Raw genomic sequence first — 19,916 nt, 5'->3', positions numbered from 1 at the left:
CGGGTCGCGAGGCGACCCGGGGACATCCTGATACCTGAACCGCTGTTGAGGTCAAGTCGCGCTCAGGGGCGCTCGGCGCCGGGCGGCCACAACACCGTGACCGGCAGCCCGCGGGCCCGAGCCGTCGCCACCACATCCGCGGTGCCGCCGAAACCCCGCGCGGGCAGCCCGTCCCACACTGCGAGCAGTTCATCCGCCTCGTCCAGCATGCGCAGACTCCCGGCCTGATGCGCCGCGGAATTCGACTCCTCCCGATCCAGGGCGATCACCCGATCCGCCGCGGCGAGTAGCCGGTCGTACACCGGATGGTGGACAGCGGGCAGACTCGCCCGATACCGCCACGCCGGAATAACCGCGATCAACCGCCCGCCCACATCCAGAATCGCCTGGGCGAACAGCGAATCCGGTCCGTCCGCGAGGCAACTCACGCCGGTCAGCCCCGGCCCGCCCGGCCGGACGCGCGCCGCGACCTCCAGCCGCAGCGCCCGATCCACCAGCGCCAGCGTGGCCGGGGGCAGCCCGCGGTGCCCGGTGATGGCGACGCTCGTCATCGATCGTCACGTCCGTACAGAGTCGCGAGGGCGTCGTCGAGCGCCCTGGCCTCGACGGTACGCGCGGGCAGGTCGGCGCGGAATGTCCTGGCCAGCCTGGTGATTCGCTCACTGTGATAGGTGAGCCCCACGCTCAGCGCCTCGGCGGCGAGCGCACAGCCCGCCTCGATGTCGCCGCCGCGGGCCAGCACTCGCGCGTGCTCCACCTTTGCCAGCGCCCGCGGCTTCTCCGCGGTGAACGCGGCGTCCGCGGTCTCGAACGCCACCCGCGCCGCCCGATGATCACCCAGCCGGGCCAGCGCACTGGCCTGATACCGCGCCGCCTTGGGCCCGTCGAACACGAACACCCACGGCCACCGCGGTTCCCCGCGCTGCCGATCCACCAGCCGCTCGGCCCGCCGCAACGCGCCCAGCGCCGCCGCCCGATCACCCGTCTCCGCGTACGCCACGGCCAGCAGCGACGACATCCACGCCCCGGCGCTGTCGGGGGCATCCGTCCCCAGCTGCCCGGCAGCCGTGCGCAACAAGGTCAAACCCGCTCGGCCGTCACCCATTTCGACCGCGTAGTGCCCGAGACTCGCCGTCATGTACGAGACCAGCAGCGGATGATGCGTCCGCTCGGCGTGCCGGATGGCTTCCACGTACCGCCGCCGCGCCGCCGCGTCATCCCCGCGGTCGGCCGCCAGCCACGCTGCCAGCCCGGCGATCTCGGACAGCGCCCGGAATCCGCCGGAGGTGCGTAGTCGATCCCGCACCACACCGGCTACCAGCGCCAGGTGCGCGTCGACCACGGGCGCCAGCCGATCCGAGGGCACCGAGGATTCCATCCGCCGGTAGTTGGCGGTCGGCCCGGCCAATGTGTCGATGAGCTCGGATTCGGTTGGCGCGGAGTTCGACAACACCGCGTTCGTGGTCGCCACGAGCGCACCGGACAGGAATTGCTTGCGGTTCACGCCCGCGTCATCCGCCGCGCGACGTGGAGTGCTGAACCCGAGTTCGGCATCGGTCGCCACATTCAGGACGGCCCGCAACGCGGACCGGTAATGCTTTCTGGGCCATGTCGTTTCGCCTCGCTCCCACTTGCCGACGTGTCGCTCGTCGACGGCCCCGCGCTTGCTGGTGGCCCGGAAGACGTGATCGTTGACGGCGTTCGCCAACTCCTGTCGGGTCATCGAATGTCCCGGCGCACCGGGGGATTCCATGCGCAGTCGAGCCTCGATGAGCAGCTCGTTCCGTCCGGTCACGGCATGCGGCCTCTCTGCTGGACCTCTCCCGAGAATAGGTCTTCCACGGGTTTGCCGTGCCGCGCTGACCCGGATTTGCCCCGTACTTTCCCCATCGCACGCCATCGATCAATCGGATTCGGCGGACCAACGTTGAAGTCGGCACAGTCGCCGTCAGTGAGCACACCTGAGGAATAGCCATGACATCGGAACCCCACGCCATCGGATGGTTGCGGAGCGACATTTCGGGCGAACGTCGCGAATGGGATGAGGCCCGGATTCGCATCATGGCGCACCGGCTGGGCTATGACCTGCGCAAAACGGTGGTCTTCGGACCGTGGACCGACCGACCGGTCCATCGTTTGCGGGTGCTCGTCTCGCGGCTCGCCCTGGAGGCCGTGATCGTGCCCAGCGTGGAGCACTTCGAAGGCGGTTGCGTGCCCGCGGAATTGGTGGCGGTCACCGATGTCATCACGGTGACGCCGGAGAACACATACGCCCGCTACGCGACAGGGGAGTTGCCCGCGCGGTCCTGGGCGCGGGGGCTGCCATCGCGGTGACCCAGTTCACATCTACGCCTCTTGCAGATACCCCTGGGGGGTATTAACTTGATCTTTCGTAAGGCAGTGAAAGCAGCTGAGAGGGACAAGAAGATGACCACCCAGGCCCACACCGGACACCACAACCACGCGGCCCACGGCGAGCGCAACGCGCATGCCGGCCACGAAGGCCACGGTGCCCATGCCGCCCATGCCGATCACACGGCGCACGCCGGGCATGCCGAGCACGCGGCTCACGCCGATCACAACGTCCATGCCGGACACGGCGACCACGCCGGCCACGACGCCGGAGCCCCCGGCGGTCTCCAGGTCACCCAGGACGGCTACACCCTCGATCTCGCCGAAAAGGTCGTCGCCGCAGGCGAAACCGAGTTCCGCTTCCGCATCCTCGGCCCGGACGGCGCACCCGTCACCGAGTTCGACGCCATCCACGACAAGGAACTGCACCTCATCGTCGTGCAGCGTGAGCTCACCGGCTTCTGGCACGTGCACCCCGAACGGCAGGGCGACGGCACCTGGACGGTCCGCCTGAACCTCCCCGAGGCGGGCGCCTACCGCGCCTTCACCGACATCGCGCCGCGCGCCCTGGGCCGGACCATCACGCTCGGAGCGGATTTCGCCATCGCCGGTGACTACCGGCCCGGCACCGCGCCGCAGCCCGACCGCACTTTCGCGGTCGACGGCTACGAGGTCACCCTGGACGGTGACCTGGTCGCGGGGGAGGGCCGACTGCTCACCCTCACCGTGCGCAAGGACGGCGAGCCGGTCACCGACCTGCAGCCCTACCTGGCCGCGTACGGCCACCTGGTGATCCTGCGCGCCGGGGACCTGGCCTACGTCCACGTGCACCCGAACGGCGAGCCCGGCGACGGCGTCACCGCGCCCGGCCCGGACGTCACCTTCCACACCGCCGTCCCCGGACGCGGCACCTACCGCCTGTTCCTGGACTTCAAGCACGGCGACAAGGTTCGTACGGCCGCCTTCACCCTCCCCACGGTCTGATCCTCGAGGCCCCCAGCACTCTCGAGGCAGACGGTCACTGACAAGCACGACCGGATACCTGGAAAGGGCACCCGCCACAGCGGGTGCCCTTCCGGCTTTCCGCACCTCTTCTCGCAGTTCAGGCCCTCACAGGGAACTCCCAGCCGTCTCGAAGCTGTGGGCAAAACCCGCGGCATAGGCTCCGCGACGACAGAGAGAAAATCGGGCTGGAACAGCAGAAAGCGGGTGGCATGTCGACCATCACCGGTGTTGCGGACGATGCGGCCGTACCCAAGGACGGTGACGTGTCCCCGGCCGCCGGGCGGCCGCGCTGGGAACTACCGGCCACCGCCGCGCTGCTGACCGCCACGGCCGTCGTCTACCTGTGGGGACTCGGCGGGGCGGGCTGGGGCAACGGCTATTACGCCGCGGCTGTGCAGTCGGGCACCCAGAGCTGGAAGGCGCTGCTGTTCGCCTCGCTGGACCCGCAGAACTCCATCACCGTCGACAAGCCGCCCGCCGCCATGTGGGTGATGGCCTTGTCCGGCAGGATCTTCGGCTTCAACGCCTGGTCCATGTTCGTGCCGCAGGCGCTGATGGGCGTCGCGTCGGTCGCGCTGCTCATCGCGGCGGTGCGACGCTGGGCCGGACCCGCGGCCGCGCTCATCGCCGGTGCGGCGCTGGCGGTCACCCCGGTGGCGGCCATGATGTTCCGCTTCAACAACCCCGACGCCCTCATGGTGCTGCTGCTGGTGGCCGCCGCGTACTGCACGGTGCGGTCCATCGACGCACCGGGACAACGCTTCTGGTCCAGCGGCACCGGCTGGCTGGTCGGCGCGGGCGTGCTCATGGGGTTCGGCTTCCTCGCCAAGATGATGCAGGCGTTCCTGGTCCTGCCCGGCCTGGCGCTGGTGGTGCTGGTGGCCGGCGCGGGCGGATGGCTCACGCGCATCACGCGATTGGCGTCCGCGGGCGTGGCGCTGGTGCTGTCCGCGGGCTGGTACGTGGCGCTGGTCGAACTGTGGCCCGCGAGCTCGCGGCCCTTCATCGGCGGATCCACCAGCAACAGCCTGTGGGAGCTGGCCGTCGACTACAACGGTCTCGGCCGGATCCTGGGCAACCACAACGGTGGCGGCGGCGGACCCCGCAACATGCCGTCGACCGTGCCCACACCCTCCGCCGTGCCCACGCCGTCGGCGGTGCCGAATCCCTCCGCCCTGCCCACCCCGGGCGCGCACCCCGATCCCTCCCAGATGCGCGGCGGCTTCGGCGGATTCGGTTCGCAGCCCGGCATCACCCGCCTGTTCTCCGGCGAATTGGCCACCGAGTTCTCGTGGCTGCTGCCCGCCGCGCTCATCGCACTGATCGTCGGGTTGTGGCTGACCCGTCGGCAGCCGCGTACCGACCGCGTCCGCGCAGGCCTGCTGCTGTGGGGCGGCTGGCTGCTGGTCACCGGGATCGTGCTCAGCTACATGAGCCGCAGCTTCCACTCCTATTACTCGATGGAACTGGTCCCCGCGATGGCCGCTGTCCTCGGCATCGGCGCGACCCAATTGTGGCAGCGCCGAAGCCATCTCGCGGCGCGCAGCACCCTCGCAGTCATGGCTCTCGCCACGGGTATCTGGTCGTTCGTGCTCCTGCACCGCACGCCCGAATGGCTGCCGTGGCTCCGCTGGACGCTCACGGCCTTGGCGGTGGTCACCGCGGCCACGCTGCTGATCGCCCCGAAACTGCCGCGGTTCACCCTCGCCATCGGTGTGTTCGCGCTGCTGGCCGGGCTGCTCGGCCCCACCGTCTACACCCTCGAGACCGTGTCCGGCGTGCACAGCGGTGGCAGCCCGATCGCGGGCCCGGCCCGGAGCCAGCGCGGCGGTCCCGGCCAGAATGCCGGTGGCCCAGGACAATACGGCGGCGGACAGCGCGGCGGGGTCGCCGATCCGCAGATCGTCTCGCTCGTCGACGGCAGCGATGCCCGCTGGGCGGCGGCCGCGATCGGCGCCCAGGATGTCGGCACCCTCGAATTGACCACCGGCAAGGCGCTGCTCGCGATCGGCGGCTTCAGCGGCCGCGACCCGTCGCCGACGCTGGCCCAGTTCCAGCAGTACGTCGCCGACCATCAGATCGGTTACCTGCTGATCCGCCCCCGTCAGGGCAACGAGTCCGAGCCCGGCGGCGCCTCGAACCAGGAGCAGCCGACCAACCCCCAGTCGGGTGGCAACACCCATGCCGGTGGCGGACACCAGCCCCGCCAGGACCAGAACGGCCAACAGCCGGGTGGTCAGCAGTCGGGTGGTCAGAACCCCGGCGGGCAGGGCTCCGAATCCAACGGATCCACCGGCGCCGAGATCACCGCCTGGGTGAAGGCCAACTATCCGGTGACCATGGTCGGCTCGGTGGAGGTGTACAACCTCAACCCCTGACCCCCGACCGCCCTCTCCCTCCCTATCGCTCGCATGCACGGGTGCAGGCACCCTCCCGTAAGCCGCCCGCACCGGTGCATGCTTCTCAGTACCCGGCCGATGGAACGAAATCGCGACCGGGACCGACCAGTCCGGTGAGACGAATCGGTGGATGCGAAGGGCGGGGGCGGCCGTGCGAAGTTACAGTGACGAGCGAGAAATCGGGTCCGGCGGGAGGTCGGCGATGGATGGGGTGCGGGCGCGGGTGGGCGTGCTCGGTCCGGTGCAGCTGACCATCGACGGGGTGGCGCAGCAGCTGGGCGGGCCCAAGCAGCGGGCGGTACTGGCCTACCTGGCCATCAACGCCAACCGGCCGGTCTCGGTGGACGCGCTGGCCAGCGCCGTCTGGGAGGACAATCCGCCGCCCGACGTGCGGGTCAGCCTGCACGCCATCGTCTCCAACCTGCGCAAACCGCTGCGCGACGGCGGCATCGACGCCCGGACCATGCTCCAGCACATGGGCACCGGCTACCGCATCGTGGTCGAGGACTCCGCCTGCGACGTCTTCCGCTTCCGGACCCGCCGCGAGAACGGCATGCGCGCGCTGGCCGCCGGACGCTTCGCCGCCGCCACCGAGGCGCTCTCCGACGCCCTCGCGCAGTGGCGCGGCCCGGTGCTGTCGGATCTGCGCGGACTCGGGTTCGCCGACGCCTACGCGGTCGCCCTCGACGACGAGCGGATCGGCGTCATCGAGGCCCGCGCCGAGGCCGATATCGCGCAGGGCCGCGCCGAGGGCGTGGTCGCCGAACTGAACCTGCTGGTCCGCGACCATCCGCTGCGGGAATCGCTGTGGGAGCAGCTGATCACCGCGCTCTACATGACCGGCCGCCAATCCGACGCGCTGGAGGCTGCCCGCCGCCTGCGCGGCATCCTCGCCGAGGAGCTCGGCATCGATCCCGGTCACCGCATCCGGGAACTGGAATCGCGGATCCTGCGTCAGGACCCGCTCAGCGTGCGCCAGGTCGCCGCCGCCTCGGCCACCCGCGCCACCACCATCGTGGACCGCAGCTGGCACGAACCGCAGGCGCTGCTGCGCGACCGGTCCGGGCACGTGCACCCGGTGGTCGGTTCCACCACCCGGATCGGTCGCCTGTCCGACAACGACATCGCGCTCGCCGACGGCCGGGTCAGCCGCCATCACGCCCTGCTCATCGACAACGGTCACACCTGGGTGATCAAGGACCTGCACTCCTCCAACGGCGTGTATGTCAATGGTGCGCGCATCGTGGACAGCGGGTTATTGTCCGACGGAGCGGTGTTGCGCATCGGCGACACGGAACTGGTGTTCGTGCTGGTCCGCACCGATGACAGCACCGGTTGAATTAACTGACCCTTCACCGGTGAGCCCCCTCACCGCCACGAATCCCCAAGGTCGGTCGGCGATCCTCGTGATAGCCGTTCCGATGCTCATTAGGGGATGCCATGGATCGGAGGCGTTTTCTGAAGCACGCCGCGCACGCCGGTGGTGCGGCCGGAGCCATGTCGATGCTCCCGCCGAGCCTGGCCCAGGCCTGGGCCGAACCCGCCCCGCCCGGCGGCTGGGACCGCATCGAGCACGTGGTGATCCTGATGCAGGAGAACCGCTCCTTCGACCACTACTTCGGGTCCATGCCCGGCGTCCGCGGATACGCCGACCTGAACGCGCTGCAACTGTCCACCGGCCGCTCGGTCTTCCACCAGCCCGACGGGGGCCGCGTCGTCCTGCCGTACACCACCACGCTGCAGAACATCGACGGCACCGACCACGGAACCCGCACCGGCCACGACGCTTTCGCCGCCGGCCGCAACGACGGCTGGATCAAGGCCAAGGGCGAGGGCACCATGGTCGGCTACGACCGCGACAGCCTCGGCTTCTACTACCAGCTCGCCGAGGCGTTCACGCTCTGCGACGGCTACCACTGCTCGGTGAACGGGCCCACCGACCCCAACCGCATGTACCTGTTCACCGGCACCGTGGAAAACCCGCTCGCCCTGGACAATTACGCGGAGAACCTGCAGGTCTCGCTGTTCTCCGACGACCTGAAACTGCGCTGGATGCGCAGCCTGCCGGTCACCGGCATCGTGGACGCGGTCCTGGGCCTGGTGCACGGCCTGACCGGCGCGCTCCCGACGCCGGTGGCCGCCGCGCTGGCCGGACTGGTCGGGCCGCGCACCGGCAACCTGTTCCTCTACGACGCCCTGCTCAGCCCCGACGCCGGGCGCTACGTCAACGACATCATCTTCGGCCTGCCCTGGACCACCTACGCCGAACGACTCCAGGACCGCGGCATCGGCTGGCGCGTCTACCAGGAGTGGGACAACTACACCGACAACGCGCTCGACTTCTTCCTGCCGTACCGCGAGGCCGCGCGCACCGCGCTGAAGTACACCAACGGCGGGCGCGGCGTCGCCTTCGAGAACTTCTTCCGCTACTACTCCGACCTGGAACGGGATCCGAGCCTGGAACCCGCCTACGCCGCCGCCCTGAAACGGGGCATGGACGAACTGTCGGCCGGGCAGCGCGCGCTGGTGGAGCGCGGGCTGTTGCGTTCGCGCACGGGCACTCTGGTGGATTCGTTCCGTACCGACGTGGCCACCGGACGACTGCCCACGGTGTCCTGGATCGTCGCGCCCTACGTCGACTGCGAACATCCGGTGATGGGCCCGCGCAATGGTCAGGCCCTGGTCCGCGGGGTGCTGGAGGCGCTCGCCGAACACCCGGACGTGTGGAACAAGACCGTCTTCATCCTCAACTACGACGAGAACGACGGGTACTTCGACCACATCCCGGCCCCGACCCCGCCGCCGGGCGCCCCGGGCGAGTACTTCGGCCGCCACAATGTCGGCCTGGGCGCGCGGACCCCCGCGATCGTCGTATCGCCGTGGAGCAAGCAGGCGGTCTCCTCCGAATTGTTCGACCACACCTCGGTGCTGAAGTTCCTGGAACGCGTCACCGGCGTGGCCGAGCCGAATATCAGCCCGTGGCGGCGGCAGATGTGCGGCGACCTGTCCGCCCTGTTCGACTTCGGCTCCCGGCGCACCCTCATCCTGCCGAACGCCTCCCCGCGCGCCGAACAATCGATGTCCGGTGTGGCGCAACCGCTTCCGTTCGTCCAGCGGATGCCCAAGCAGCAGAGCGGCAGCCGGTCGCGGGTGCCGCTGCCGTACCGACTACAGGCGCGCTGTGCACCGGGGGCCGACGGCGGGGTCACCCTGACCATCGACAATGGCGGGACCGCGGCGGCGCACTGCCTGGTGTACCCCAACGCCTTCGCCACCGATTTCACGCCGACCCGCCTCGACCTCGCCGGCGGCGGCTCGGTCACCCACGACCTGCCGGCCGTGAACGGCCACTACGACTACACCCTCTACGGCCCGGACGGCTTCCAGCGCCGATTCGCCGGAGACCTCGGCGGGCCGTGTGGCGGGCTGCGGGTCACCGCCACCGCCGCGGGCTCCGGGAAGCGCGCACTGGCGTGGACATTCGAAAACCCTGGGACGAAGCCTGTTTCGGTGCGGGTGGTCTCGAACGCGTACCGCGGTGACGGCCCCTGGACCATCGATATCGCCGCCGGGTCGACGGAGCGCCGGGACATGCGCTGCGAGAGCGACGCCGAGGGCGCGGGCTGGTACGACCTGTCGGTATCCGCCTCCGCCGACGCCGGATTCCTGTGCCGCGTCCGCGGATTCGTGGAGACCGGCGCTGCCGGGAAGACCGCCGACGATGCTGCGCCCTTCACCCGGCTGCTGCTGGACCGATCCCTGTACGAGCCCGGCCGGGATTTCGTCGTGAGCTACGGCCTCGCCGACGCGGTGGCCGGGCACCGGCTCGCCGTCTACGCCGATCCCGGCGGATTCAGCACCGCCGTCCCCGCGACGCCGGTGCTGCGCGGCCTCGCCCTGGGGAACGGGGTGACCCGGGATCAGGTGGTCCTCGGCGTCACCGAGCAGGCGGCCCCGGACGCCGCGGGCACTCCCATGGCCGGTGTGCGGCAGGTGGCCGCCGTCGACCCCGGCCCGCGGCTGGGACCGCTGCCCACCGGCTCCTACCTGCTGCATCACCTCGATGACGCGGGTCGTCCGCTCGCGCATCCGGTGCGTTTCCGGGTGCTCTAGGACCGATCCGACCGGCTGGTACATCAGGACGACTTTGCAACAGGTTCTAGACATATTGCGTGTTTTGTCTTACGGTCGGTTCATGAGTTCAATGGCGTCTCATGCGGTGCGATTCGAATTGCGATCCGGGGAGACCTGGCGCGATCCGTATCCCATGTATTCCCAACTGCGCGACCATGATCCGGTCCACCGGGTCGTCCCCGAAGGCCGCGAATCCGATGACTTCTACGTCCTGACCCGGCACGCGGACGTGTACGCGGCCGCCCGCGAACCCGAGAACTACTCCTCGGCCTCCGGACTGACCGTCGACTACGTGGACCTGGTGGCCGCCGGCTTCGGCGCCGCCAAGCCGTTCGTGTTCATGGATCCGCCCGACCACACCGACTTCCGCCGCCGCGTCTCGCCGGGATTCACACCCCGCCAGGTGAATTCGGTGGAGCCCGAGGTGCGCGCCTTCGTCATCGAACGCATCGAACGGCTGCGCGCGGCCGGCGGCGGCGACATCGTCAAGGAACTGTTCAAGCCGCTGCCCACCATGGTGGTGGCGCACTACCTCGGTGTGCCGGAACAGGATCGGGGCCGCTTCGACGACTGGACCGAGAACATCGTCGGCGGCGCGGTCGCCGGGGCCGGACTGGCGGCGGGCGACCAGAACGCCTTCACCGCGGTCGGGGAGATGGTCGGCTACTTCAGCGAACTCATCGACCGCCGCCGCAAGGAACCCGGCGACGACACCATCTCGCACCTGCTGGCCTCCGGGCTGGGCGAGGACGGCGACAACGAGGGCCTGCTCGCCATCCTGGGCTTCGCCTTCACCATGATCACCGGCGGCAACGACACCACCACCGGAAACCTCGGCGGCGCGGTGCAACTGCTCACCGCCTACCCCGAACAGCGTCGCCTGCTGGTCGAGAACCCGGCCCTGATCACCGACGCGGTCGAGGAATTCCTCCGCATGACCTCCCCGGTGCAGGGTCTGGCCCGCACCGCCACCCACGACATCGAACTGCACGGCGTCACCATCCCCGAGGGCCGGCGCGTGCTGCTGTGCTACGGGTCGGCCAATCGCGACGAACGCGAATTCGGCCCCACCGCGGGCGAACTCGACGTGCGACGCAACCCCAAGCGGATCATGACCTTCAGCCACGGCCACCACCACTGCCTGGGTGCGGCCGCCGCGCGCATGGTCGCCCGGGTCGCGCTGGAGGAACTGCTGTCGCGCTGCCCCGACTTCACCGTCGACCTCGACGCGGTGCAGTGGGCGCACGGCAACTACGTGCGCTGGCCGATCTCGGTGCCGTTCCGCGCGCAGGCCTGAGACTCCGGGCCGTCCGCAGCCTCGGACGGCCCGGTTGCACCGCCCTCGTATCGCGCGGGCAGAGTGTGAGGGCACGGGTCCGGCGTCACTGTCGCCACCGGACCCGTGACCGGAACACGGGACACGGGAACGGGTCCGGATCGGATGGGAAGGGACACCGCATGAGCCGAGACTGGCTGGCCGACGGACGGGCCGACCTGGCCGCCGAACGCATTCTCGACGCGGCCGCGCGCCTGTTCGCCGAGCGGGGCGTCGCCGCGGTCGGCATGGGCGATATCGCCAAGGCGGCCGGATGCTCCCGCGCGACCCTCTACCGCTACTTCGAGAACCGCCAGGCCGTGCGCCTGGCCTTCGTGCACCGCGCCACCCGCCGCATCGCCGCGGGCGTGTTCGAGCAGGTCGCCACCGTCGAGGATCCGGGCGAACGGGTGGTGGCCGCCATGCTCGGCTCGATCCACGCGGTCCGCGCCGACCCCATGCTCATCGCCTGGTTCCGGCCCGGTGAATCCGGTGCGGCCGGGCGCATCAGCCAGGACTCCGACGTCATCGAATCGATCGCCGCGGGGCTGTTCGCGCCCACGCCGCTCACCGATCCCGAACGCAGCCGCCTGGCTCGCTGGCTGACCCGGATCATCGTGTCCTTCCTCGCCGCACCCGGCCGCGACGACGCCGAGGAACGCGCCATGCTCGAGGAATTCGTGGTGCCGGTGGTCAGCCGCGCGTTCGTCTGAGCCCGCGTCCGGCTCCGGTCAGCGGCCCGTCCGGTGGCCGAGGTGATGACCGAAGAGACGGTCCGACAGCATGGTCGCGAGATCGTCGACGGCCTCGCGCGCCACCCGCATCGGCAGCACATGGAAGACGTGCCAGAGATGCGGAAACTCGCGATGCCGCAGGGGCGCGGCGACTTTCGCGGCCAGCGCCGCGAACTCCCGCGCGTCCCCGGCGAGCAGATCGTCACCCGACGAGTGCATCACGATCGGCGCGAGACCGGTGATGTCCCGATACAGCGGGGAACGAGCCTGCCGCTCCTGCTCGGGAACACCGGGCAGGTAAGCGTCCATGAACTGCGCCATCAACGGCGGATTCAGCAGCGGCTCCCGGCTCGGATCACAGTGGAACGCCGAAGAACTCGCGGACATATCCAGGACCGGGCAGATCAGTCCCAGGATCGCGGGCTGCGGCTGATCCTCGTCGCGCAACCGCATCGCCAGATCCAGCGCCAGCCCGCCACCGGCCGAATCACCCACCACGGCAATGCGTTCGGCCGGAATGCCCTGCGCCACGAGCGCTCGATAGGCCGCCACCGTGTCCTCGATGGGTGCCGGGTGCGGGTGCTCGGGAGCCAACCGGTAGTCGAGGGAGTGGACCGTCGTGCCCATGGCCGCCGCCAGCGCGCCGGTCAGGGGCCGGACCATGCTCGAGTTGCCGATCACATAGCCGCTGCCGTGCAGATACAGCACCGCCGCGTCGGCGGGAGCCCCACTCGGCGTGAGGGTTTCGACCGGGACGCCGCCCAGCCGACCGGCCGTGACGGCGACAGCGCGGGGTGCGCGGGCGAAGGCGGTGCTCGCACCGACCCGGGCACGCACCCGGTTCCAATCCGGAGCCGGGCCGAACATCCAGTGGCCGATCAGGCGGGAAACGAAGCGCCACACTGCTTTCTCCACGATCATCACTTCCCGCTCGGAACACTGTGCTTCAGATGGTAATCCACCGGATCGGGCGTGCCGCGGATCAGCTTCTCGTAACGGCCCGGCGTCCACGGCCACAGCTCCGGCAGCCCGTCCTTGCCCAGGTACCAGCTGGTGCAGCCGGTGGTCCACACCGTGTTCGGGGCGGCGGCGCGCATGCGCGCGTTGTAGCGGTCGGTGGCGGCGTGGGTCGGCTCGATGGTCGTGAATTCGCCTGCGCGCCAGCGTCGCAGCCAGCCCACGATGCGCGCGGACTGCGCCTCGGCGACCGCGGTCAGCGGATGGTTGGCGAAGGGGCTGTGCGGGCCCACCAGCATGAACAGGTTGGGGAAGTCCGGCATCATGACGCCCTCGAAGGCGCGCGGCCCGTCTGTCCACGCCTGGTCCAGGGTGCGGCCGTGGGCGCCGGTGATCGCCATCGGGCGCATGAACGCGTGCGAGTCGAATCCCGTTGCCAGCACCAGGATGTCGAGCTCGTGCAGGCGGCCGTCCGCGGTGACCACACCGCGCGCCTCGACGCTGTCGATGTGCTCGGTCACCAGCGTGACATCGGGTCGCTGCACCGCCTGGTAGAAGCGGTCGGACACCACCAGCCGCTTGCACATGGCCTGGTAGTCGGGGGTCAGTTTGCGGCGCAGTTCGGGATCCTCGACCGAGCGCAGATGGCGTTCCACCACCCACTGGATCAGCTTGCGCACCCGCCCGGGATGGACCAGGCCCTGTGAGAACACGGCGAACGCCCCGCGATTGAACCAGTAGGGGGCCAGGCCCAGGGCGGGCACCAGCTGGTACAGCCGTTTGGACACCGCGGTGTACGGGCGGTTCACCGTCGGCAGGATCCACTGCGGCGTGCGCTGGAACAGCACGACTTCCGAGGCCACCCCCGCCAGCGCGCCCACCAGCTGGGTGCCGGTGGACCCGGTCCCGATGACGCCCACCCGTTTGCCGCGCGGCTCGACCTCGTGCCGCCAGCGCGACGAATGCATGACCGGGCCGTCGAAGTCGTCCAGCCCAGGGATGTCGGGCCGGGTCGGGTGATGCAGGAATCCCGTTGCGCACAGCACGAAGTCGAAGCGTTCGGTGGCGCCGTCACCGGTGGTGACCTGCCAGCCGTCGCCGTCGAACACCGCGCCGGTGACCTCGGCGCCGAAGCGGGTGTTGCGGTGCAGACCGTGTTCGCGCGCCACGCCGACCAGGTAATCCTTGATCTCCGGTCCGGACGAGTACAGCTGCGTCCATTCGGGATTCATAGCGAATCGGAACTGGTAGTACCGCGACGGCACATCGCACACCAGGCCCGGATAGCTGTTGTCGCGCCAGGTCCCGCCGTAGTCGTGGGCCTTCTCGAAGATGGTGAATTCAGGGAATCCGGCGCGTTGCAGGGCCACGGCCATGCAGATGCCGGAGATTCCGGCGCCCACGATGGCGATCCGCGGTGAGTTCATGGGACGGCAGCCTAGACACGTGTCTCTCGGGTCGGGAAGGGTTTGGCGAATATCGGTAGACATTCCGTCATTCGCTAGACACAGTGTAAAGCGAATGCTACCGTGTGCGCCAGGTCACAACGTCTAGGCAAGGAAACACGATGCGCGCACTCCAGTGGACCGGCCCGGAAAAGGTGCAGATCAACGACATCCCGGTACCGGACATCGGACCCACCGACCTGCTGATCAAGGTCGGCGCGGCGGGCGTGTGCCATTCGGACCTGACGCTGGTGAACTTCCCCATCCAGCTGCGCGAGGACCCGCTCACCCTCGGCCACGAGGTCGCGGGCACCATCGAGGCCATCGGCTCGGACGTCAACGGCCGCGAGATCGGCGAACGCGGCCTGGTCTACCTGTTCTGGACCTGCGGCGTCTGCCGCGAATGCGTGAGCGGCAACGAGAACGTCTGCCTCGCCGCCGGCCGCGTCGCCATGCCGCCCACCCCGGGCCTGGTCCTCGACGGCGGCATGGCCGAATACATGCGGATCCCGGCCAGCGCCTTCGTGCCCATCGGCGACCTCGACTTCGTGCAGGCCGCCCCCGTCGCCGACGCAGCCCTCACCGCGTACCACGCGATTCGCGGCGCCCGGGAAGCCCTGCGGCCCGGCGGCACCGTCGTCGCCATCGGCATCGGCGGACTCGGACACGTGGGCGTGCAGATCCTGCAGGCCACCTCGGGCGTCCGGGTGATCGCGGTCGACCAGGCCCAGGAGAAGCTGGACCTGGCCCGTGACTGCGGCGCCGACATCGGCTTCCTCTCCGGCGACGACACCGCCAAGCAGATCCTCGACCTCACCGACGGACGCGGCGCGGACGCCGTGTTCGACTTCGTCGGCGCCGACTCCACCGCCAAACTCGCCTGCGAGACCGTCGCCCCCAACGGCGCCTACCGCATGGTCGGAATCGGCGGCGGCGCACCGGAGATCACCGCCGGACCCGCGGGCGGCCCGGGCTGGCCCTGGGGCGCGACCGTGCGCAAGTCGCTCGGCGGCACCCGCGGCGACCTGCACGCCTGCGTGGCCCTCGCACAGGCGGGCAAGATCCACATGGAGGTCGAACGCTTCGACCTCAACGACGGCCCGGAAGCCCTGCGCCGCCTGGACGCCGGACACATCCGGGGACGCGCCGTCCTCGTGCCGTAAGCGGCGAATCAGTCCTCGGCGGGCTCGATCTCGCCGAGGAACTTCGCGACCCGCGCCGCGATCTCGTCGGGGTACTCGCCATTGATGGCGTGCGACGCGTCCGGCCACACCTCGAACTGGCCGCTGGGCACCAGCTTTCGCGCCCGGTCCGCCAGCTTGCGGGAATTGTGCACGATGCTGCGGCCCGCGAAGATGCCCAGATAGGGCTGAGTGAGCGCCGAAAGCTGTTCCCGGGAAATCCGATTCGTCATCGGCAAGTACGCGGCGAAGTCCTTCATGCCCGACGCGATCAACCGCCCCTCCGGCATGTCCTGCGGCGCGGACACGCCACCGGAGATCCAGCTCAGCAACCCATTGCGCCACTTCTCCGGCATGCCGGGCAGCACCGAGCCCAGCGAGATGACGATCATCTTCCAGGTCATCGCGCCGAACACGAACGGCGCGTCCAGGGTGATCAGCGACGCGACCCGCTCCGGGTGGCGCACCGCCAGATTCACCGCCGACCATCCGCCGATCGACACCCCTAGCACGTGCACGGGCCGAGACTCCAACTCGGCCAGCGCCTCCGAGAGCCAGGTCGCCTGATCCGCGTCGTCGGTCAACTGCTTGGTCTGCACGCTCAGGCCCGGCTCACCCAGCAGATCCAGCGTGATCACCGGACGCACCGCCATCAACCCGGGCAGATTCGCCGCCCACAGCGGGGTCGCGGCCTGCCTTCCCGGCAGCAGCACCAGCGGCGTCGCGTCCCCGTCGCCGAACCGGTAGGCCCGTACGACGCCGAAACTCGTCGGCACATCGATCGTCTCGCGCACCGGCGGCAACTGCTCGAACCCGTCCTGGTACGCCTGCGCGTACCGCCGATACCCCGCCGCCTCGCGGAAGTACCCGACCCGCTTGCCCTTGAACTTCGGACCCACGTTGCTCTCGGGAAACTCGACCATGGAATCCAGGCTAATCTCCACGGCATGGGGAGGTTCTGGCCGATGCTGGCCATCACGACATGCATGCTGCTCACCGCCTGTGGGTCCGGCGACACCACCGCGGATTCGCAGGCTCCGGCGTCGACTTCGACGCCGGTCGCGGCGAAGACGACCACCAAACCGGCTCCGGCCACGACGGTGGACACGGCAGCCCTGCCGATGTGCGGTGACATTCGCGGCGCGGGCGCGGGCGCGCACGAGGTGCTGCCGGACTGCCGATTGACCTCTCGCGACAGCGCGGGGCTCTCGTTCATCGTGCGGCACAAGGCGAGTGCCGGCGGGCACGACCGGACGAACATCGAGGTCACGGGGAGCGGCGGAAAGTCCCTTCAGACCCTGTACATCCAGGACACCGAGGTGCCCTCTGAGCCGTACCTGGCAGACCTGGACGTCGACGGCCGTGACGAGCTGATCGTGCCCATCTCCACCGCGATCGTGGGGAACTCGAACTACGTCATCTACCGGCCCAAGACCGACAAGCTCGAATTCGTCGAGGCCGGACGCGTTTTCGGCATCGGAGTCGATCGCACGGCGAGCGGCTACATCGCGGGGGAGGCCAAGAACGGTCCCGCGGACAAGTACATCGAATTCCAGAAGTTCGTCGGATCGAAGCTGGTGTTCGTCGCGGAGATCATCCGGACCTACGACAAGGACGGTCACAGCACCTGCCGCGTCGACGACGAAAAGGGTGTTCCCGAGTCCGAATTCAGCGATGACGAAGTGATCCGGCGCTTCTGCGGTGAGCAGCTGCTGCGCACGGCTCCGGTCGGCTGATCTACTGCAATCCCGTGATGCGGCGTTGTAGCCAGCGGCGGGCTTCCGCGTCCCGGGCGTGCACCAGAATCTTGCGGCGGCCGCTCGGGGAGAGCGCGGACAGCAGGTGGGCCAAGCGCTTCCGGGTATCCCAGCTGAGCAGGTAGCGGACCGCGCCCGCGGTGGCGCGCTCGTCGGCCAGCTCCACCGCCAGCGCGAAGTCGGCGTGGTCCTCGAGCAGGAGGAACTGCGCCGGAATGCGTTCGTGCGCAGGGTATCCCGAGTACCTCCCGGTGCCGCCGGCGAACCAGGAGCACAGTCGCAGGATTCGATCGACGGGATCCGGGTACGCCATGAGGAGCAGGGCGCGGGCCTCCTCCACCTGGGGTCCGGTCAGACCGCCGCCGGTGGTGGACGTATCCAGGAAGAGACCGGCGAAGGGGATGAGCGGTTCGGGAATCTCGGCCACCCAGCGGTATGCGATGCGGTCGCTCTCGGCCTGGCGCTGCTCGGCCGCGCGGAACTCCTGCAGCGGCACCGGGACGCCGCGCACCGCCAGCCATTCCAGGGAGCGCATCCCGTCCGCGAGCCGCGCGTCCTGCGGCCAGCCGGGCCAGCGGATCGAGTAGCCGTGATGCAGGGTCACGGAGGTGAGGGGGCGTTCGTCGGCGTCGAAGAAGTCGAGGACGGCGTCGCCCCAGCACATGCACACGAAGCCGGGCAGGTCGGAGACGCGCAGCGCCTCCCGCAGCGCTCGCACGGCAACCGGGTCGCGCTCCTCGATCAGGGTCGGCGCGTCGCCCGGCATCTCGCGGACCCGGACTCCCCGGGCGCCGGCCAGCACCCGGTCCAGCGCTTCGGGATCACCGCCCGTGGCCTGGCCCCCGACACCCATACCGAAACAGTAATCCGACCCGACGGTCCCCGGCGTGGCGCGGTGACGGCACGCTGGGATCTTGCCGTTGTCCAGCCAGTTGCTGAACTGGTACGTACCAGCCGATGCTACGGTTTCGTGTGATGCCGATAACTCCGGCCACCAGCGACGGCACACCGACCGGGAGCCTGCCGGTGACCGATCGGTGAGAACTACTTTGTTGCCGAGAAGCCAGATTTAGGAGAGATAGTGGCGCTATCGGACTCCCCGCGAGACACTGCCGGTCCCGCTGCCCCGCGCGGAAGCGGATTGTTCCGGACCAAGTCGGTCGAACAGTCGATCCGCGACACCGACGATCCGGACGCCAAGCTCCGCAAGGATCTGACCTCGTGGGACCTCACGGTCTTCGGCGTCGCGGTCGTGGTCGGCGCGGGCATCTTCACCCTGACCGCGCGTACCGCGGGCAACATGGCCGGGCCCGCCGTCTCGCTGGCCTTCGTGTTCGCCGCCGTGGCCTGCGGCCTGGCCGCCCTCTGCTACGCCGAGTTCGCCTCGACCGTCCCGGTCGCGGGCAGCGCGTACACCTTCTCCTACGCCACCTTCGGTGAGCTCATCGCCTGGATCATCGGCTGGGACCTGATCCTGGAATTCGCGCTCGGCACCTCGGTCGTGGCCAAGGGCTGGTCGCAGTACCTCGGCACGGTCCTGAACACCCAGCCCATCTGGCACATCGGATCGGTCAAGTTCGACTGGGGCGCGGTGCTGCTCATCGCCATCCTCGGCGTGCTGCTGGCCATGGGCACCAAGCTGTCCTCGCGGGTGTCCGCGGTCGCGGTCGCCATCAAGCTGGCCGTCATCGTCCTGGTGGTCGTGGTCGGCGCGACCTACTTCAAGGCCTCCAACCTGAAGCCGTTCGTCCCCGAATCGGTCCCCAATGCCGACAGCGGCGCGAGCGCGGTGCACCAGACCCTGTTCCAGCTGGTCACCGGCGGCGGCAACAGTCACTTCGGCTGGTACGGCCTGCTCGCCGCGGCCTCCATCGTGTTCTTCGCGTTCATCGGCTTCGACGTGGTCGCCACCGCCGCCGAGGAGACCAAGGACCCCGCCCGCAATGTGCCGCGCGGCATCCTGGGCTCCCTGGCCATCGTGACCGTCCTGTACGTGGCCGTGTCGCTGGTGCTCACCGGCATGGTGTCCTACAAGGACCTGCAGGGCAATGACGCCACGCTCGCAACGGCTTTCGCCATCCACGGCGTCACCTGGGCCAAGAACCTCATCTCCATCGGCGCGCTGGCCGGTCTGACCACCGTCGTCATGGTGCTGTTCCTGGGCCAGACCCGGGTGCTGTTCGCCATGGCCCGCGACGGGCTGATGCCGCGCAAGCTCGCCCATACCGGCTCCAAGGGCACCCCGGTCCGGATCACCGCCATCGTCGGCGTCGTCTGCGCGGTGCTGGCCGGGTTCGTCGACTTCGGCACGCTCGAGGAAATGGTCAATATCGGCACGCTGTTCGCGTTCGTGCTGGTGTCCATCGGCGTGGTCGTGCTGCGCCGCACCCGCCCCGACCTGCCGCGCGGATTCCGCGTGCCGCTGGTGCCGCTCATCCCGATCCTGTCGGTGCTGGCGTGCGCGTGGCTGATGTTCAACCTGTCGGTGGAGACCTGGCTGCGGTTCGTCATCTGGATGGCGATCGGCATGGTCGTGTACTTCGCCTACGGGCGCCGGCACTCGCTGCTGAACAGCCGGGATGTGAAAACCGGTAGCTGATCGGGTGCTCAGGTTCGGTGCCGGTGGTGTGTCGTCAC

At 69.5% G+C, this 19,916-nt stretch carries 16 protein-coding genes; 10 read left to right on the top strand and 6 right to left on the bottom strand.

The features are described from left to right. Window positions 1-62: 62 nt before the first annotated feature. Both ABZ382_RS22565 and ABZ382_RS22560 read right to left on the bottom strand, forming a co-directional pair. Window positions 63-551, bottom strand: a complete 489-nt coding sequence (locus ABZ382_RS22565) for a hypothetical protein (protein WP_357091874.1) — start codon at window positions 549-551, stop codon at window positions 63-65. Further along, window positions 548-1,795 carry a hypothetical protein gene (locus tag ABZ382_RS22560; protein WP_357091871.1) on the bottom strand — a complete coding sequence of 416 codons (1,248 nt, stop codon included), beginning with the start codon at window positions 1,793-1,795 and terminating at the stop codon, window positions 548-550. The genes ABZ382_RS22565 and ABZ382_RS22560 overlap by 4 nt, the downstream gene beginning before the upstream one ends. 179 nt (window positions 1,796-1,974) lie before the next feature. Here ABZ382_RS22560 and ABZ382_RS22555 point away from each other — a divergent pair, with 179 nt between their 5' ends. The 7 genes from ABZ382_RS22555 (at window position 1,975) to ABZ382_RS22525 (ending at window position 11,918) form a co-directional block, all read left to right on the top strand. Beyond that, window positions 1,975-2,334, top strand: coding sequence for a hypothetical protein (locus tag ABZ382_RS22555; RefSeq protein ID WP_357091868.1), 360 nt, complete (start codon window positions 1,975-1,977; stop codon window positions 2,332-2,334). Window positions 2,335-2,427: 93 nt separating this feature from the next. Then, window positions 2,428-3,336 carry a hypothetical protein gene (locus ABZ382_RS22550; protein WP_357091865.1) on the top strand — a complete coding sequence of 303 codons (909 nt, stop codon included), beginning with the start codon at window positions 2,428-2,430 and terminating at the stop codon, window positions 3,334-3,336. 230 nt (window positions 3,337-3,566) lie between these two features. Continuing rightward, window positions 3,567-5,735, top strand: a complete 2,169-nt coding sequence (locus ABZ382_RS22545) for a glycosyltransferase family 39 protein (protein WP_357091862.1) — start codon at window positions 3,567-3,569, stop codon at window positions 5,733-5,735. A gap of 223 nt (window positions 5,736-5,958) precedes the next feature. Continuing rightward, window positions 5,959-7,095, top strand: a complete 1,137-nt coding sequence (locus tag ABZ382_RS22540) for a BTAD domain-containing putative transcriptional regulator (protein WP_357091859.1) — start codon at window positions 5,959-5,961, stop codon at window positions 7,093-7,095. Window positions 7,096-7,196: 101 nt separating this feature from the next. Further along, on the top strand, window positions 7,197-9,869 hold the full coding sequence (locus tag ABZ382_RS22535) for an alkaline phosphatase family protein (RefSeq protein ID WP_357091857.1): 2,673 nt from the start codon (window positions 7,197-7,199) through the stop codon (window positions 9,867-9,869). An 82-nt stretch (window positions 9,870-9,951) separates the two neighbouring features. Further along, the gene (locus ABZ382_RS22530) at window positions 9,952-11,187 is read left to right on the top strand and encodes a cytochrome P450 (protein WP_357091854.1); all 1,236 of its coding nucleotides are present in this window, start codon (window positions 9,952-9,954) and stop codon (window positions 11,185-11,187) included. Between the two features lie 161 nt (window positions 11,188-11,348). Beyond that, the gene (locus tag ABZ382_RS22525; RefSeq protein ID WP_357091851.1) at window positions 11,349-11,918 is read left to right on the top strand and encodes a helix-turn-helix domain-containing protein; all 570 of its coding nucleotides are present in this window, start codon (window positions 11,349-11,351) and stop codon (window positions 11,916-11,918) included. A gap of 18 nt (window positions 11,919-11,936) precedes the next feature. On the opposite strand, the gene ABZ382_RS22520 is transcribed toward ABZ382_RS22525, so the two are convergent. Both ABZ382_RS22520 and ABZ382_RS22515 read right to left on the bottom strand, forming a co-directional pair. Next, the gene (locus ABZ382_RS22520; protein ID WP_357091848.1) at window positions 11,937-12,854 is read right to left on the bottom strand and encodes an alpha/beta hydrolase; all 918 of its coding nucleotides are present in this window, start codon (window positions 12,852-12,854) and stop codon (window positions 11,937-11,939) included. A gap of 5 nt (window positions 12,855-12,859) precedes the next feature. After that, window positions 12,860-14,323 (bottom strand): NAD(P)/FAD-dependent oxidoreductase, encoded by a 1,464-nt coding sequence (locus ABZ382_RS22515; RefSeq protein ID WP_357091845.1) that lies wholly within the window; start codon window positions 14,321-14,323, stop codon window positions 12,860-12,862. Window positions 14,324-14,463: 140 nt separating this feature from the next. Here ABZ382_RS22515 and ABZ382_RS22510 point away from each other — a divergent pair, with 140 nt between their 5' ends. Continuing rightward, window positions 14,464-15,504: an NAD(P)-dependent alcohol dehydrogenase gene (locus ABZ382_RS22510; RefSeq protein WP_357091842.1), complete on the top strand. Its 1,041-nt coding sequence runs from the start codon at window positions 14,464-14,466 to the stop codon at window positions 15,502-15,504. An 8-nt stretch (window positions 15,505-15,512) separates the two neighbouring features. Here ABZ382_RS22510 and ABZ382_RS22505 read toward each other — a convergent pair whose 3' ends face one another. Next, a complete protein-coding gene (locus tag ABZ382_RS22505) occupies window positions 15,513-16,445 on the bottom strand; it encodes an alpha/beta hydrolase (protein ID WP_357091839.1) in 933 nt (310 codons plus the stop codon). Between the two features lie 24 nt (window positions 16,446-16,469). On the opposite strand from ABZ382_RS22505, the gene ABZ382_RS22500 reads away from it, so the two are divergent. Further along, window positions 16,470-17,258, top strand: coding sequence for a hypothetical protein (locus ABZ382_RS22500; RefSeq protein WP_357091836.1), 789 nt, complete (start codon window positions 16,470-16,472; stop codon window positions 17,256-17,258). Between the two features lies 1 nt (window position 17,259). Here the strand turns inward: ABZ382_RS22500 and ABZ382_RS22495 are convergent, their stop codons facing one another. Then, window positions 17,260-18,132, bottom strand: a complete 873-nt coding sequence (locus tag ABZ382_RS22495; protein ID WP_357091833.1) for a hypothetical protein — start codon at window positions 18,130-18,132, stop codon at window positions 17,260-17,262. Between the two features lie 288 nt (window positions 18,133-18,420). On the opposite strand from ABZ382_RS22495, the gene ABZ382_RS22490 reads away from it, so the two are divergent. After that, a complete protein-coding gene (locus ABZ382_RS22490; protein ID WP_357091831.1) occupies window positions 18,421-19,878 on the top strand; it encodes an amino acid permease in 1,458 nt (485 codons plus the stop codon). Window positions 19,879-19,916 lie beyond the last annotated feature (38 nt).

It is taken from the genome of Nocardia sp. NPDC005825, assembly GCF_040630175.1.
In the GTDB taxonomy this organism is placed as follows: Bacteria; Actinomycetota; Actinomycetes; order Mycobacteriales; family Mycobacteriaceae; genus Nocardia.
This window is presented reverse-complemented; position numbering and strand designations above follow the sequence as displayed.

Coding starts and splice junctions, on each gene's coding strand:
- ABZ382_RS22505 (WP_357091839.1), bottom strand. CDS start 16,445: ATGGTCGAGTTTCCCGAGAGCAACGTGGGTCCGAAGTTCAAGGGCAAG.
- ABZ382_RS22495 (WP_357091833.1), bottom strand. CDS start 18,132: ATGGGTGTCGGGGGCCAGGCCACGGGCGGTGATCCCGAAGCGCTGGAC.
- ABZ382_RS22555 (WP_357091868.1), top strand. CDS start 1,975: ATGACATCGGAACCCCACGCCATCGGATGGTTGCGGAGCGACATTTCG.
- ABZ382_RS22510 (WP_357091842.1), top strand. CDS start 14,464: ATGCGCGCACTCCAGTGGACCGGCCCGGAAAAGGTGCAGATCAACGAC.
- ABZ382_RS22525 (WP_357091851.1), top strand. CDS start 11,349: ATGAGCCGAGACTGGCTGGCCGACGGACGGGCCGACCTGGCCGCCGAA.
- ABZ382_RS22565 (WP_357091874.1), bottom strand. CDS start 551: ATGACGAGCGTCGCCATCACCGGGCACCGCGGGCTGCCCCCGGCCACG.
- ABZ382_RS22500 (WP_357091836.1), top strand. CDS start 16,470: ATGGGGAGGTTCTGGCCGATGCTGGCCATCACGACATGCATGCTGCTC.
- ABZ382_RS22545 (WP_357091862.1), top strand. CDS start 3,567: ATGTCGACCATCACCGGTGTTGCGGACGATGCGGCCGTACCCAAGGAC.
- ABZ382_RS22540 (WP_357091859.1), top strand. CDS start 5,959: ATGGATGGGGTGCGGGCGCGGGTGGGCGTGCTCGGTCCGGTGCAGCTG.
- ABZ382_RS22515 (WP_357091845.1), bottom strand. CDS start 14,323: ATGAACTCACCGCGGATCGCCATCGTGGGCGCCGGAATCTCCGGCATC.
- ABZ382_RS22550 (WP_357091865.1), top strand. CDS start 2,428: ATGACCACCCAGGCCCACACCGGACACCACAACCACGCGGCCCACGGC.
- ABZ382_RS22530 (WP_357091854.1), top strand. CDS start 9,952: ATGAGTTCAATGGCGTCTCATGCGGTGCGATTCGAATTGCGATCCGGG.
- ABZ382_RS22535 (WP_357091857.1), top strand. CDS start 7,197: ATGGATCGGAGGCGTTTTCTGAAGCACGCCGCGCACGCCGGTGGTGCG.